This window comes from Paenibacillus oryzisoli, from assembly GCF_001653565.1.
GTDB lineage: Bacteria > Bacillota > Bacilli > Paenibacillales > NBRC-103111 > Paenibacillus_E > Paenibacillus_E oryzisoli.
In genome coordinates this window covers 24,923-40,142 of the sequence record NZ_LYPB01000056.1, presented here as the reverse complement: position 1 = coordinate 40,142, position 15,220 = coordinate 24,923, and the positions used below count along the sequence as shown (strand labels likewise).

The following is a 15,220-nucleotide window of genomic DNA, read 5'->3' as shown; positions in this document are numbered from 1 at the left end:
GGCTTATTAGAACCTTAACTCACTGTTTTCGGACGTTCCATACGTGTAATACCTGGCCAACGGAAAGTCGCCCATTCGGGTTGCCGTCTCTCAATACGTGCTACAACTACCGTCATATCATCCTGAATCTCGCCGTGATGATGACGGAAGATGCGCTCCAACAAGCAATCCGCGAAATCCTGCGGCAACGTCGTATCAATCTCCTGAATCATCCGCTTCATCCACATCTCCTTGTTCACAGCATGGCCCGGGGCATCAAAGATGCCATCGGTCATCATCACAAGAATATCCCCCGATTGCAGCGGTATGGATACCAGATCGACATCAATCTCGCTCAAAATCCCTACAGGCAAATTATTCGCCGAGATCGGGATAACCTCCGTACCCCGCTTGATAAAGCTTGGCGTAGAGCCAATCTTCATGAACGTCGTATTCGCGTTGTACATATCAATCAATGCCATATCCACCGTGGCGTACATCTCATCCGATGAACGCAGCATCAACACCGAGTTCAGCGACTTGATCGCGAGCTTCTCGTCCATCCCCGACTGCAGCAGCTGCTGCAGGATGCTAAGCGCCGTCTCGCTCTCTGCGCGCGCTCGTTCGCCATTCCCCATGCCGTCGCTCAGCGCAACGGCATACTTGCCATTGCCCAGCTCCACCGTGGAGTAGCTGTCGCCCGAGAAGAGATCTCCTCCCTTAGCAGCGCCGGCGACTCCGGTCTCAACCTCGTATTCCTTGGCGGAGCCGAATACGACCGTGCTGTAGCCCTCGCCGCGCGTGTGCATTTCCTCACGCATCACGGCGACATTCTCGCCGATGATTTCGCTCAGAAGCGGCGCGATGATCTTCCGACATTCATCAAATCCCTTCGTATATTGATGGATGATTTCAATTTCGATGTTACCTTCGTCTAAGGAAATAACATCGATGGTATGAATAGATAAGCCCAGCTCCTCAAGGGCATTACGAATTTGCTCTTCTTGGAGGAACAACTCCTGTCCTTCCCGCTTAATTTCCTTCGCTAAGTCTTCCATAACCTGCGAAACACCTGACAACTGCTCGGCGACAAGATGCCGGCTATCGATAATTTGCTTTTTCCAATGCCTATCATTCTTATATAAACTATATTGCCCTTTCATCACATCTAGCACCTGTTCCGTACGAATACAGGATTTCTTCCACTCGGGTGGAATCTGCTTCTTCGTCATACTCTCCTTCGTCTCAATTTGGCTCATCATATCCGTCATATACGTATATGTTTGGTAGAATTTCTGATCCCAGCACTGACTCTTCTTCCAACAAGACTCACACGCCTTCTGGGCAACAGCGTTCATGAAATGTCCGACATCTTCCTCTTTGCGACTCACCTCATCTTCTGTCGTCAATTGTTTGAAGCTGCGTGCGAGTTGACGGAATACCTCCGAGAACTGCTCCACGCGCCCCGCCGTTACATCACGCACACGCTTGGCATAGTCCTGTTGCGACTTGAGATTCTCTTGTGTGCCTGGTACATACTTAGCCAACATGAGAATGACACTTCTAGGTGTCAGTAGGAACAGGGCAACGGCCGCAAGGGACTCCCAAGCAGAATTGATCATATCCACACTAGAACCCATATAGAAAGATAGAATCGATGATCCTATCAGCATCCCAAAGGCAACCATCAAGCGATTCCCCTCTTTAAGGAGACCTGCGAGCATACCAGAGAATGCAAGTAAACTCATCTGATAAATGGCATTGCTATTCGCAAGACTTAGGATAAGCCCTGTAACAACACCCACGGATGCCCCGAATGGGGCCCCTCCTACCAATGCAAACAGGAGTATCAAATAACGAGATAGCACATGTTCTATCGTGACAGGACCCACGAGCCAACCAACCGTACCTGTCATAACGGAAGCCAGCAAAATAATTAAACAAATGATCTCCTCATGTTTCAGATGATAATTTTTGCGGGTAAGGGTGAATACAGGGATCGCTTGAATGAAAATGAGCGTCAGCACCAAACTTAGCAACGCTTCAACGGTAAGCATCATTAAGGAGTACCACGTCAGATTTGAAACAACCAACTCCGCAAAGAGCTGCACGAGGAACGTTGAGCTGAATACGAGCAGCGGCGCTAACGATACGTCGGATCGTTCATATTTCTCAAGTGCCTTCTGGATCAACAAGAAGATCACGATTTCTGTCACCAGATATCCGGTATTCACATTCACCGCGAGCAAGCTTCCAGCAAATGCTGCAATACCGACCCAATGCAAGATATCCTTTCTTGTAAAATAGATGACTGCGACAAAAGCCAAAGCAAATGGTGATAACTGTTCCAGAATCATCGCTCGACCCAGCAGGAAGCCCATAACAATGAGCAGTAACGACCATTTCTTAGCAACAAAAGCTTGAACCCATCGATTCTCCACAGCTGCACTGTGAACACCTACTCTTGCTTTCTGCCAAATCCCAGACCATCCACTACCCATCACCGCGCCTAAGCTTCGTCTTTGCATATTCTCGAACACCATCCATTTCTTCCCTTATTTGTTACTCTAGTATAGAGACAATCTAGCAGAAAGTTTGTCAGAATGAGTTGATAGATTCAAAGAAATTTCCGACATGTCCCGATGTCTTTGTCAACTGCTCTCAGCCCTTGCCTACTCTAGGTTCTTGGTACTGGAAACGTTTCCAGAAGTCTGATTACCTCGAAACGACGCGCCGCATATGAGGGAGATACCCGTAACTCCATGTCGATTGATTTTCACTCTTTTTTGTCAGCTACGTCGCACAAGTTTCATCTGAGTCCATAGACTGCAAGGCTCTCTGAAGTCAGATATCGCCGCAACCACGTCAGAGAATCGGAACATAGATCCTTTATTTGCTGAGAAACGTGCAACATAGCTAAGTTACGTGACGTTCGCAACGCAAAGAAAAAACCACACTCGCCTAAGCGAATGTGGTTCATCATCTGCATCTATTAGTCTCTTCTTCCGCCTCTGCCACCGCGTTTGGACTCGGTGTTCTTCTTCAAGGACGAAATCCGCTCTTCACTATCTTTGAGGAAACGAGATACTTTATCTTCGAACGAAAACGGTCTAGCTCCGCCCTGCTGCTTGTTAAAGCCGCCGCGACCACCACCACCGCCGCCACGATTGAAGCCACCGCCGCCACCTGGACGACCGCCACCACCACCTGGACCACCGCTTGGAGGGCCACTACGTTCTCCAACGCCGCTTGGACGACCACCTTGGTAACCGCCGCTTGGACGATCTCCACTAGGGCGACCTTGATAGCTGCTGCCACCTGTACGTTCAGGACGAGCTGGTCTTTCCTCAACTGGCTTGTCAATCGTTTGCTTGATCGACAGTCCGATCTTGCCATCCTTGTCCACGTTAATTACTTTGACCGTTACCTTGTCTTCCAGCTTCAAGTGGTCATTAACGTCCTTCACATAATTGTCCGCGATCTCCGAAATGTGAACAAGACCGGTAACTCCTTCAGCAAGCTCGACGAATGCTCCAAAGTGAGTAATCCCCGTCACTCTTCCCTCTAACTTGGTGCCAACTTCAATTGCCATAAAGTAAAATGTTCCTCCCTTAAAATGTTGAAAACACTGGCTACGCCGATTATAACCGATGCAGAAACCACGGTCAACACGGCATTCGCCACTTCTTGTAATGCTTTTTACCAAATAAAGAACGTATAAGATCTCGGTATCCGAAAATCGCTGTGTTATTGGCGGTAAAACCTACATCTAAACACGGTCGCTCACCTTCAAATTACCTTGTAAGAGGGTTCTCATTGCGGCTTCGAGGCGCTTAGTGGCGTCTCTCCCGGTTTACTGTAATGAAAGTCCCGGCGAATGATCTGATCCAAATATTCGTCGTTATGCAGCCGTGCGATTTCCTTCGTCGTTAAGGCATTCACCTTCCGCGCTTCGACGAGTTGTTGCTCCATATTCGCTACGACGGCTTTCTTCTCGTGCAGCTTGGCGAACTGCCCCCAGATGTTAACAGCAGCCCAGCTCAGAAAACATAAGACGATGATCAAAAGGATACGCAGTCTTCGCTTCGAGCCTTCCCGACTGATGCGCTTGGTTGAAACGGTTGCTTGAGCATGCATGAATAGGAAATCCTCCTACTTCGAGAATATCCTGCGATAAAGCGCAAGGATACGTCCCTGTAGTTTCTTCAACCAGTCAGGGATCACCATGTACTTATGCACAGGCTTAGTCATCCAGAGGAATAGTCTCCACAAAGGATAGAGCAATTGTAGCACAATTCTGTAAAGGAATATAGCTACGGCCAGCAAAAAGCCCAAAATTATCACGGTTAGACGATATAAGCCAATAATCGGTTTAATGATTAATATTTCGACAGTCCGCGTGAGGAAGCGGTAAATCGCCACAACAATTCGTATGAGAATGAGGGTTAGACGAATGACAAGGGAACTAAGAAGACCGAAATAGAAACAGATTCCGATCCCCATTCCGAGAAAGATAAAAATGCGAACTTGTCCTTCATTACTGTAAATGAGCATCTTGAACACTAGGATTATCGCCACAATCCAATAGATGCTATCTACAATGGGGATGGTCCATCGTGGCAATCGCAGCTTGCCCGAAAGTACATGGAATATATCGAACAGAGCCCCTATGCATATGCCACTCAGGAACATCATGAATATCGTCTGAAATTGAACGTGGAGCGTCACTTAAATAGCTTACCAAGGAACCCTTTGGATTTCTCCTGGGTATTCCCGTCTACATAATCTAATCCACTTACCATACCTTCAATGGCGACTAGACCTTGCTCCAAGCTCAAGTTCTTGATATGCAAATTTTGCCCCTTAATCATCAAGTAGCCCATTTCCGTCTCTAGGAGGAATTCTTCGCTATCAAAGCTTTCTACGTTTAAAACTCCTGATATTTCCAAGAGCTTGCGATTCAGCATCTTAATTTCTTGCCTTTTGTTGTTTTTTACAGGTTCAATCATGGCCTGTACCCCTCCTTCACCTAATCTTACGATATGGGAGGATGTCCATTTTTAGAACCGGGCAGGATCAATTAGCCTTATTTATTTAACTCCCGTTCATATACTTCTCGATGACAGTCATTTGCACATAAAAATAGCCCCAGATCCCCTCTGCAGGAACCCAAGGCCACTCTTATCATACCATTTTATTCGGACTGGAAAGCTTCTTCCTTCAGCAATGTATACATCTGTGCAGCGTCTTCCTTACGGGTCGACTCCGATAGAAGTTCAACGCGAATCGTCACTTTCTTCTGACCGAACTGAATGGATAGCTCATCTCCAACTTTCACATGCGTACTCGCTTTAGCGTCCCTACCGTTAATCCACACGCGCCCTTGGTCGGACACATCCTTAGCAACCGTACGGCGTTTGATCAGACGAGATACTTTGAGAAATTTATCGATACGCATTATTTTACAGCGTCTTTAAGCTTGTTGCCCGCTTTGAAAGCAGGAACATTGGATTCTGCGATTTCGATTGGGTTGCCCGTTTGCGGGTTGCGACCTGTACGGCCAGAACGCTTACGAGTTTCAAATGTACCGAAACCGATCAATTGTACTTTATCTCCGGATGAAAGAGCGTCTGTCACTTCACCAAGGAATCCGTTAAGGACAACTTCTACGTCTTTCTTAGTAAGTCCGCTTTTTTCAGCGATGTTGTTAATCAAGTCTGTTTTGTTCATGAGTTTTCTTTACCTCCCAAAATGATTGAAGATCCCATCTTCTATGTACCAAGTGTGGTTACATTTCATAACTATACCTTGCAACAAGTCTAGTATTCTGCTTTTTTCGGCAAAATCCTTCTATCGTTGATCAAGTTTCACAACTTTTTTTGCTTCCTGCCAGTAAACTTCCATCTCTGATAACCCAGTTTGTTCAAAAGATCTGCCCTTTAAACGTAGCTGTTCCTCGATATATGAAAATCTTTGAATAAATTTCCGATTCGTGTGTGCGAGCGCCTCTTCGGGGTCTACTTTGAGGAATCTAGCAACATTCACGATAGAAAAGAGAACATCTCCCAGCTCGTCACGACGCTCTTGCGCGCTTTCTTCCGCTGGTTTCACAATCGCTTCGCGCAGCTCAGCCAGCTCCTCTTCCACTTTAGCCAACACGTCATCCAAATCTGTCCAGTCAAAGCCAACCACAGCCGCTTTCTTCTGCAGCTTCATCGCCTTCATCAAGCCCGGCAATTCGCGCGGAACCCCGTCCAGCACCGATTGTTTCGTCACATCAATGCCTTTCTTCCGCTTCTCTTCGGCCTTGATCGCATTCCAATTCACTAGCGCCTCATCGGCATCCTCTGCGGATGAGTCTCCAAACACATGCGGATGTCGGCGAATCAACTTCTCATTCAACGTCGCGATCACATCGTACACAGAGAATGTACCGATCTCCTCTTCGATTTGCGCATGCAGCATGACTTGTAAAAGCAAATCGCCAAGCTCCTCACACATGTGATCCGGATCGTCTTCATCAATCGTTTCGAGCACTTCGTAGGCTTCCTCAATTAAATTCTTACGCAAACTCTCGTGCGTCTGCTCACGGTCCCATGGACATCCTTCCGGGCTGCGCAGGGTCTGTACAATCTCATGCAGCTTACCAAATGTACGATAATATGTTTCTTGCCCTTCACTGCGAGGCACCCATACAAGTGACAAATTGCCGTAGCCTTTGACATGATCCAACTCATGGAGCGGCACTTCAATGATCTGTTCTTGGCCGGCTACGCCTAATGCATGACCAACAACAACGCGATATTCGTCAGGGTAAGATTCCATTAAGCTGATTTTGAGATCCGATGCCGTGTATGTATCATACACCTGGCCAATCACCGTGTGCAGCTGAGGATTCAAGGCATATCGGCTAATGCTTGTCGCATCCAGCAACTGAAAGCCATCGATGGGGTCGAAACCAAAACGTAAGAAGGCTTGGTCTAAGAAGCTCTCGCCTCCTGTGATTTGGAGGTCAATGCCTTCAGATGGGCAGCGCTGTTTCAGCAGTTGCACTGTGTACTCTGCAACCATGGGATGACCAGGAACGGCGTAAAGCACTTCTGTCCCCTGGTTTTTCGCTGTCTTGATTAATTCTGCCGCAATAGATTCATAGACACCCTCGAACGACTCATTCGACATATAATTCGCATCGAACGTTTCGTACGGGATGGCGTTCGCGTCCAACAGGTGAACCATCGGGTGATCTTTCGTGCGCAGGAACAACTTGGCTTGCGACTTCGCTGTTAGTTGCAGTTTCTTCCATACGCCTAACGTTAATTGATCTTCGTCCCCTGTGCCGAGTCCAAGGACGGTAATTCGGGGGTTGCTTGTTGACATGGGATGACACCTCCAAAGTTCAAAATATATTTAAATAACGTTATGTTATAGCGTTACTTCTTTGGCGGGGCTGAACCGCCTGAAGTCTCTCGCGGCCCTAGCTTCGCTAGGAGCGGCGCCAGCTTCCGGGCAAGTTCCGGCATCAGCCGCAGCTCTTCGCGGCTGATGCCCCCGCTGCGCAGCAGCACAAGCGCGTAGACGGCTGCGCCGCCGACTACGCCTATGAGAGCGATGGCGCTTGCGCCCCATCGCTCAGGCACGTGCCATGCCGCGCCAGCGAGCATGGCCAGCCCTTGCAGCGCTGCGAGGCCGCCGCCCATCAGTCCCACGGCAAGCGTGGGACTGACGGCGTACGGCCGCAGCGCGAAGCGCACTCCGGTGCTGCGGCGCAGCTGCACCAGGTTCAGCCCCGCCGCAGCGGCGTAGGCGATCACCGCGCTGAGCGCGGCGCCGTCGATGCCCCAGCGGGGCAGCAACACGACATTGCCGAGTGCTTTCAGCACGATGGCAACGAGCAAGGCATTCATCGGCGTGCGGATCGCGCCGATGCCTTGGAGAACGCTGGCGCTGACAGCGTTCAGGGTACTAAACAATGCCGTGAAGGCCAACACGGCCATGGTCCAGCTCGCCTCGGTGCTCGTATAGAGCATCAGATTGATCGGCATCGCCAAGAAGGCGAGGCCGAACGAGGCGCCGAGTCCAACCACCCATGCGAGCCTCACGGACATTTCTGCGCGAAAGCGAATGAGTTCCACATGCCCATGCAGCTTGGCTTCTGCAATGGCTGGCACCAAAACGGCCGACATCGAAGAAGCTACCATCACGACCAGTTGAACAAGTGGAAACCCACGGTTATAAAGTCCAAACTGACGCATAGCTTCCAACTCACTGCCTGATGCAGCTTCCAGCAAACGAGGCATCGTGAACGTATCCACGAGCGTGAGCAGCGGCACGACAATTGCACCTAGGCAGACAGGAATTGCATACAACGTAATCCGTTTCGCCCACTGCCAAGATGACGTTACTTGCATAACCTCTGAACCGGCAGCTATCGCTTCCCTCGTATCCTGCTCTGTCATTGGCGTTGTCCCACCCGCTTGCTCTCTATTCACCAACAACTCTGCCCTCACTTGCTTCACACGTTGGGTACGGCGTTCTCTGTGCCAAAACACAGCCATCACCACAAGGCCCGCTCCAGCGCCCGTTACAGAGCCAAATGTGGCTCCTGCCGCGATCCATGCCTCATCATAAGCGAGGGCAACCAAGTAAAGCAATAGCGCAACCATCGTAATAACACGAATAAGCTGTTCGATGACTTGTGAGATCGCGGTCGGCACCATGTTCTGATACCCTTGGAAATATCCCCTTAGAACAGCAAGAACTGGAGATAGGAGCAGTGCAAATGATACACTACGGATCGCTGTCGCGGTTTGCGAAATGCCGATCCAACCGGCAATCGTCTCCGCCCCCATATACAGCAGGATAAACAAAAGAAATCCCAAGCTCATTAAGAGTGCAGATGAAACAAACACAATCCGTTTCGCACCTGGATGATCACCTTCCATGACGCGTTCGGCAACAAATTTAGACACCGCGACTGGAAATCCAGCCGTTGCTGCAAATAAGATCAAAATATAGAGCGGATAAACCGCGTTATAAATGCCAAAAGCTACATCTCCAGCTACATTCTGCAAAGGGATCTTCTGCATCGTCCCCAGTAGTTTAGAGAGCACAGCTGCTCCCCCAAGCAAGGCTGCACCCTTCAACAGGTCCTTCCCCCGCTTGCCATTTCCCTGCTTCAAGAGCCCTTCTTTCTGCCCATCTTGCTCCTTGAAGGTAGCTCTCATTCCCGTTTACTCCTCTACGCTAACATGATTCCTATGTACGTATTATAGCGAAATCTACTCCTTCAGACAAAAAAAGCTTCGCTTACAGATGCATCATGTCCGTAAGGAAGCCTTCGTTTGAAATTATGTGTTCATTGCTCCATCTGCTTCGCTAAGAACCCAGCGGCAGTCTCGACCATTTTAACTTCCATATTACCCATCTTCACATTCTCGTCCTTCGAAATCAGGATTACTGAACCAATGGGATCTCCTCCTGCAACAATCGGCGCAGCTACGAAGGAAGTGAATGTTTCGTTGGTATCTTTAATGATCTCGAATTGACCTGAACTGCTTTCAATGACAGCCTTACGATTTTCCATGCAAGATTCAATGACCGCCCCAACGGATTTCTCTAAGTAATCTTTCTTAGATCCACCAGCCATAGCAATAATATGGTCTCGATCCGAAATTAAGGCCACATGATTGGTACTTTCAAACAGTGACTCCGCATACTCCTTCGCAAAATCACCAAGCTCACCAATCGGTGAATATTTCTTCAAAATAACTTCTCCATCACGATCCACGAAAATTTCCAAAGGGTCACCTTCACGAATGCGTAGCGTGCGCCGTATTTCCTTGGGGATTACAACTCTCCCTAAATCATCTATCCGACGGACAATTCCAGTTGCTTTCATACTTCTAGATGCCTCACTTTCCGCTTTCGAATTAGATACGACACGAGCATGAAACTTGTATGCTAGATCGGGATTTGGTGGGAACTTGAAATCTATCCATAGTATTCTTCACTTCCCATTCTTCTATGCAGACGCCCCGACTAAGCAATTTACTTTATTTAGCTCTGCATCCTGCTGCGCTTATCATGTCCAAAAATGAGAAATAAAAACAGGATGTCCATTATCGGACATCCTGGTAAGTTCTTACTTTGCCGCCGGGCTTGCTGCAGGGCTTGCTGCTGGCGCTGGTGCTGCTTCTACTTTAGGAAGGTTATTCGTTTCGATCAATTTCGGATACTCAGTTTCAGCAAATTCAGACAAGGATTTCTCTGCAAGCTGAGATTTGATTTGCGTTTTAAGTGTATCATCCAATTGCTTCGTGCTTCTGGATTCTACTTTCATCACGTGATAACCGAAACTGGATTCTACAGGATCACTGATTTTGTTCAATGGAAGCGTGCTTGCTGCATCTTTGAACTCTGTTACCCATTCATTGATGTTAGCATCTTTGTACGTACCGCCTACATCTTTGGAACCTGGATCATCGGAATATTCTTTCGCAAGCGCTGCGAAATCTCCGCCTGCATCCAATTTCGCCTTCACTTCTTTCGCTCTTTTGAGCGCATCTTCCTTCGTACGAAGATCTGCTTGGGTTGCAGAATCTTTTAAGGAAATAAGGATATGGCTGACTGTTGCAATGTCAAACGCATGCGCAGCGGCTTGCTCTTTGTACGCATCTTGAACCGCTTGGTCCGTAATTTTACTTTCCATGCTGCCCATTGTGTAGAAGCTTAATTTCATTAGGGACTCGATATCTTTCAACTCGATACCGTTATCTTTCAACTGCTTGTCCATTCCGCCTTCTTGCTTACCGAAGTAATCCGTAATGGCTTTCATTTGCTCCGTAACTTGCTTGTCAGCATCCGTTTTCACTTTGTCGTCCGCTTTAGCAGAAAGAACGCGGAAAGTAACCATTTGTTTCAACATATCTTGTTGGAATGCTGGATCTGCCAAGTATTGAGCTAACTGCGGAGAGAACATTTTATTCACGTTGATGAAAGAATCGAATTCACCGCGTGTAATTTTCCCGCCTTCTTTGTACGTAGCAATTGTATCACTTGGATTACCTGTAGCAGCAGCTGATGCGGAAGGCGAAGCTGCCCCCGCGCCCTCCTTTTTGTCTCCACACGCGCTGAGGACAGAGAATGCAAGGACAACTGTCGCCAATCCTAATATCCATTTTTTCGAAGTACGTCGTTGTTTGCTAGTTTCATTTGGCAACATCCTGTAATTCCCCTTTCGTTTTCAGAACATCCTTATATTGTACCAAGAATTTCTCCAACAATTCGATGGAGGCTTCCGGCTTCATGCCTTTAAAGCGGATAACAATAAGTAGCTGCGGATCTGCATTCAATTTGATACGACCATCAAAGCCTTTGGACAAAGCAAGCAGCTTCTGACCATCCAGCCTGCCGTTCTGGTCGATATGCACCTTGATTAGGTAATCCTCTCCTTTTTGGCTAATCGTTTCAATCCGGTACTCGGAACCGTATGCTTTCAAACGAGCCACTGTGAGTAGGTTGAATACGGCCTGCGGCAGATCGCCAAAGCGATCAACGAGCTCATCATGCAGATCCGCGGCTTCTTCCAGCGTACGAATGGCGGCCACTTTTTTGTAAATTTCGATTTTTTGCATGCTGTCATAGATGTAATCAGATGGCAGATAAGCATCTAACTGAATGTCGATTGATGTATGCCATTCCGGTTCTGGAATGACCGCATCTCCATCTATTTCAAGCTTCAGCTTCGCAATTTCTTCAGCTAACATTTGCGAGTACAAATCAAAGCCGACAGATGCAATAAAGCCGTGCTGTTCAGCACCCAATAAGTTTCCTGCGCCACGAATGGATAAGTCCCTCATCGCAATTTTAAAGCCTGAACCAAGTTCTGTAAACTCTTTAATCGCTTGAAGTCGTTTCTCGGCTACTTCTGTCAACACTTTATCACGCTGATACGTGAAATACGCATAAGCGACACGGTTCGACCTTCCTACACGTCCACGCAGCTGATAGAGCTGGGAAAGACCCATTTTATCCGCATCATGAACAATAAGTGTATTCACATTCGGGATGTCTACGCCGGTTTCAATGATGCTTGTGGAAACAAGAACATCGTACTCCCCGTCCAAGAAATCGAGAATCGTTTTCTCGAGCTCCTGCTCACCCATTTGACCATGCGCGACAGTGACTCGTGCATCCGGAATCATCATTGATATTTGATCAGCGATTTGGGTAATGCCTTGCACCCGATTGTATAGATAATAAACTTGCCCCTCACGCGCTAGCTCTCGCTCAATAGCTTCTCTAACCAGCGTCGGCCCGTATTCCACGACATACGTCTGAACCGGGAAACGGTTCTCAGGCGGGGTTTCAATGACCGATAAGTCGCGAACGCCCAGCATGGACATATGTAAGGTTCTAGGAATTGGCGTCGCCGTTAGCGTAAGCACGTCCACGTTCGTCTTCAGACGCTTAAGCTTCTCTTTGTGGGACACGCCGAACCGCTGCTCCTCATCGACGATGAGCAAGCCAAGGTCCTTAAACTGGACATCTTGTGACAAAAGACGATGGGTCCCGATAACAACGTCAACGGTACCTTTCTTGACGCCTTTCATGACTTCGGTTTGTTCCTTCTTAGATCTGAACCGGCTTAATACTTTTACATTGAACGGATAGCCAGAGAAGCGTTCACGGAACGTTTCATAATGTTGCTGCGCCAAAATCGTCGTTGGCACAAGCACGGCCACTTGCTTCCCGTCAATCGCAGCTTTGAAGGCTGCCCGGACCGCAACCTCGGTTTTGCCGTACCCAACATCGCCGCACAACAGACGGTCCATCGGACGTTCTTTCTCCATGTCCGTTTTGATTTCTTCTATCGCGCGCAACTGATCTCGCGTCTCATCATAAGGAAACATCGCTTCGAACTCGTTCTGGTACGAGCTATCCTTGCCGAAGCCATACCCTTTCGCCGCTTGGCGTTCGGCGTAGAGCTTAATCAGCTCATCTGCAATATCTTTGACAGACGCGCGTGCTTTGCTCTTCACTCGAGCCCAGTCTGCGCCGCCAAGTTTATATACCTTCGGTTCTTTCTCTTCGGAACCGACATACTTCTGAATCAAATCAATCTGATCGATTGGAACAGACAGCTTATCGCCGCCAGCATACATAATATGCAAATAATCTTTATGAATCCCGCCAACCTCTAAAGTGCCAATGCCAACGTACTTTCCGATCCCGTGATTGACGTGAACAACGTAGTCTCCGATCTTCAGCTCTTGATAGCTCTTGATTCGTTCCGCGTTCTCCAGCTTCTTCTCCACTTTGCGCGCTTTACGCTGTTTCTGTGTGAAGATCTCGCCTTCTGTAATCACAACGAGATGAATCGAAGGCATTTCGAACCCGGTTTGTAGATTACCATCGACAATTTCAGGTACTTCGATCTGGTAGTCGCCAAGAACACGGCGTACACGTTCTGCGCGATCATCCCCATTAGCGAGAAGAATGACCTTACTGCCATTCTTCTTCCAGCGCTCCATCTCCGCCTTGAGTAGATTCATCTGCCCATGGAAGTTCTGCATGACACGACACACGAAGTTAACGATATTCTGCGGCTGAATGCCCGCCACCTGACGAAGGAAAAGGGACACATATAGCGTCGGGAACGGTCTGCGGTGCAACAGGGTTTCGTAAGATTTGGACAGCACAAAAGCCGGCAAGCTCTTCCCCTCAGTTAACGCATGCATCATCCACTCGGCTTCATCACGCTCGAGCTGCTTCGCCGTTTCCAAGAGGCGGGCAGGCTCATCGATAATGAGAATAGAGTCTTTGGGCATGTAGTCCATGAGCGTCTGTCTTTCCGTGTATAGGAGAGAAATATATTTATAAATGCCCGGGAACGTCTGACCCTCTCGCATAAGCTCGATATCGCGGCCTACGACTTCCAACAGCTTGTCTTTGGCTGAGCGCTCCGTCATCTTCGCCAACTGCGCCTGCAGCAACTCATATGCGTGTTGCGCCGCCGACTGTAACCGCTTTCTATCCGCTTGAATCTCCCGGCATGGAGGGATCGTCACCGTTGATAGTTTATCAATTGACCGCTGGTCACTTACATCGAATGTCCGAATAGAGTCGACCTCGATATCAAAAAGTTCAATCCGAATGGCATTCTCTGACGTTAACGGAAATAAATCCAGAATTCCGCCTCGCACACTCATTTCGCCTTTGGTTTCAACGCGTTCAACTCGTTCATAACCTAAGCTGGATAAGGAAGCCAACAGGTCGTCTAATTGAACCGTGTCCCCAACATTAACCGTTACTCGGGATTCTTCGAACACCTGTTTGAGTGGCAGCAATCTTCGCACGCCAGCAAATGGAGCAATTACTACACCGCGGAATCCGCCCGCAAGTTTCGTAAGAACGTCAATACGCTGCGCTAGCATCTCTGGGCTTGAAGCCGCTTCTTCCGTAGTCAGAAGCTCTTGAGATGGATAGAGCAGCACTTCATCAGGGGATAGACACTCCAAGAGGTCTTCCGCTATTTTTTGCGCAGCGAACATATTATGCGTAACAACGAAAAGCGGACGCTCTAGCTCACGCGCAAGCGAGGCGAGCATGACTTGCCTGGAGGAGCCAGTTAAACCGGCAATGAGCTGCTCTTTCATTTCGGACCTCAGGCCTGTCACGATCGTTTGAAAGTCGGAATCCGCAGAAAAAGCTTGAATTAAAGCTTGCAAACAAGTACACTCCCCCAAAATAAACGACTACATCGTCCTATAAGACGAGTGTGTTTATCTAGAAATTTAGCTAACTTATTCTGTGAAACTTATAAATGCTAAATTTTCACAAAAAGAAGCCTCGGCACACTTGCCTCGGCTATTAACTCTTTATCTTCATCATAAATTATTGCAACGGACTGGCTAGCAAGGATAATTCGGGGTTCGCTTCTAATGCCTCACGACAGTAGTCGCAAACGACTCTAACCGTAACATCTCCGTTCGTATTATACGATATTATATCTCTACGCTCATCAGGGGTCAAGAAATGGAAGCCTAACTGCTGCTCGGTAATCGCACGCTGATTAATTTCCCCGACAAAGGTATGACAATGCCTGCAAATATACTTGATCATATGTATGCCTCCTTCAACAATTCGATTACATCCTAGTATGACCATTCTTCGGAATAATTAGCCGAATCTGCCATTGCCATTTTCGAATAGGGGGCTTACATATCATCATATATAGGCA

Annotated in this window: 13 protein-coding genes; all 13 read right to left on the bottom strand. The window is 48.1% G+C overall.

The genetic code is table 11. The features are described from left to right. Positions 1–14: 14 nt before the first annotated feature. On the bottom strand, positions 15–2,507 hold the full coding sequence (gene spoIIE / locus A8708_RS11285; RefSeq protein ID WP_068663603.1) for a stage II sporulation protein E: 2,493 nt from the start codon (positions 2,505–2,507) through the stop codon (positions 15–17). A 464-nt stretch (positions 2,508–2,971) separates the two neighbouring features. Continuing rightward, a complete protein-coding gene (locus A8708_RS11280) occupies positions 2,972–3,571 on the bottom strand; it encodes a S1 domain-containing RNA-binding protein (RefSeq protein WP_068663580.1) in 600 nt (199 codons plus the stop codon). A 221-nt stretch (positions 3,572–3,792) separates the two neighbouring features. After that, on the bottom strand, positions 3,793–4,116 hold the full coding sequence (locus tag A8708_RS11275; RefSeq protein ID WP_068663579.1) for an FtsB family cell division protein: 324 nt from the start codon (positions 4,114–4,116) through the stop codon (positions 3,793–3,795). Positions 4,117–4,131: 15 nt separating this feature from the next. Further along, the gene (yabQ, locus tag A8708_RS11270) at positions 4,132–4,707 is read right to left on the bottom strand and encodes a spore cortex biosynthesis protein YabQ (RefSeq protein WP_068663578.1); all 576 of its coding nucleotides are present in this window, start codon (positions 4,705–4,707) and stop codon (positions 4,132–4,134) included. After that, a complete protein-coding gene (gene yabP / locus A8708_RS11265) occupies positions 4,704–4,988 on the bottom strand; it encodes a sporulation protein YabP (protein ID WP_068663577.1) in 285 nt (94 codons plus the stop codon). The genes yabQ and yabP overlap by 4 nt, the downstream gene beginning before the upstream one ends. Positions 4,989–5,173: 185 nt before the next feature. Then, positions 5,174–5,437 (bottom strand): RNA-binding S4 domain-containing protein, encoded by a 264-nt coding sequence (locus tag A8708_RS11260; protein ID WP_028557379.1) that lies wholly within the window; start codon positions 5,435–5,437, stop codon positions 5,174–5,176. Next, positions 5,437–5,709: an HU family DNA-binding protein gene (locus A8708_RS11255; RefSeq protein ID WP_028557378.1), complete on the bottom strand. Its 273-nt coding sequence runs from the start codon at positions 5,707–5,709 to the stop codon at positions 5,437–5,439. Before A8708_RS11255 ends, A8708_RS11260 begins: the two co-directional genes overlap by 1 nt. Before the next feature lie 120 nt (positions 5,710–5,829). Beyond that, positions 5,830–7,356 (bottom strand): bifunctional methyltransferase/pyrophosphohydrolase YabN, encoded by a 1,527-nt coding sequence (yabN, locus tag A8708_RS11250; RefSeq protein ID WP_068663576.1) that lies wholly within the window; start codon positions 7,354–7,356, stop codon positions 5,830–5,832. A 53-nt stretch (positions 7,357–7,409) separates the two neighbouring features. Beyond that, positions 7,410–9,203, bottom strand: coding sequence for a putative polysaccharide biosynthesis protein (locus tag A8708_RS11245; protein ID WP_068663575.1), 1,794 nt, complete (start codon positions 9,201–9,203; stop codon positions 7,410–7,412). 131 nt (positions 9,204–9,334) lie between these two features. Beyond that, positions 9,335–9,877, bottom strand: a complete 543-nt coding sequence (gene spoVT, locus A8708_RS11240; RefSeq protein WP_068663574.1) for a stage V sporulation protein T — start codon at positions 9,875–9,877, stop codon at positions 9,335–9,337. 243 nt (positions 9,878–10,120) lie between these two features. After that, positions 10,121–11,200 carry a peptidylprolyl isomerase gene (locus A8708_RS11235; RefSeq protein ID WP_082927428.1) on the bottom strand — a complete coding sequence of 360 codons (1,080 nt, stop codon included), beginning with the start codon at positions 11,198–11,200 and terminating at the stop codon, positions 10,121–10,123. Further along, positions 11,187–14,708, bottom strand: a complete 3,522-nt coding sequence (mfd, locus tag A8708_RS11230; RefSeq protein WP_068663573.1) for a transcription-repair coupling factor — start codon at positions 14,706–14,708, stop codon at positions 11,187–11,189. Before mfd ends, A8708_RS11235 begins: the two co-directional genes overlap by 14 nt. A gap of 166 nt (positions 14,709–14,874) precedes the next feature. Next, the gene (locus A8708_RS11225) at positions 14,875–15,102 is read right to left on the bottom strand and encodes an anti-sigma-F factor Fin family protein (protein WP_068663572.1); all 228 of its coding nucleotides are present in this window, start codon (positions 15,100–15,102) and stop codon (positions 14,875–14,877) included. Positions 15,103–15,220 lie beyond the last annotated feature (118 nt).

What these genes read in the sequence shown, in the direction of transcription:
- spoIIE (WP_068663603.1), bottom strand. Translation starts at nt 2,507, where the DNA reads ATGCAAAGACGAAGCTTAGGCGCGGTGATGGGTAGTGGATGGTCTGGG.
- A8708_RS11280 (WP_068663580.1), bottom strand. Translation starts at nt 3,571, where the DNA reads ATGGCAATTGAAGTTGGCACCAAGTTAGAGGGAAGAGTGACGGGGATT.
- A8708_RS11275 (WP_068663579.1), bottom strand. Translation starts at nt 4,116, where the DNA reads ATGCATGCTCAAGCAACCGTTTCAACCAAGCGCATCAGTCGGGAAGGC.
- yabP (WP_068663577.1), bottom strand. Translation starts at nt 4,988, where the DNA reads ATGATTGAACCTGTAAAAAACAACAAAAGGCAAGAAATTAAGATGCTG.
- A8708_RS11260 (WP_028557379.1), bottom strand. Translation starts at nt 5,437, where the DNA reads ATGCGTATCGATAAATTTCTCAAAGTATCTCGTCTGATCAAACGCCGT.
- A8708_RS11255 (WP_028557378.1), bottom strand. Translation starts at nt 5,709, where the DNA reads ATGAACAAAACAGACTTGATTAACAACATCGCTGAAAAAAGCGGACTT.
- yabN (WP_068663576.1), bottom strand. Translation starts at nt 7,356, where the DNA reads ATGTCAACAAGCAACCCCCGAATTACCGTCCTTGGACTCGGCACAGGG.
- A8708_RS11245 (WP_068663575.1), bottom strand. Translation starts at nt 9,203, where the DNA reads ATGAGAGCTACCTTCAAGGAGCAAGATGGGCAGAAAGAAGGGCTCTTG.
- spoVT (WP_068663574.1), bottom strand. Translation starts at nt 9,877, where the DNA reads ATGAAAGCAACTGGAATTGTCCGTCGGATAGATGATTTAGGGAGAGTT.
- A8708_RS11235 (WP_082927428.1), bottom strand. Translation starts at nt 11,200, where the DNA reads ATGTTGCCAAATGAAACTAGCAAACAACGACGTACTTCGAAAAAATGG.
- A8708_RS11225 (WP_068663572.1), bottom strand. Translation starts at nt 15,102, where the DNA reads ATGATCAAGTATATTTGCAGGCATTGTCATACCTTTGTCGGGGAAATT.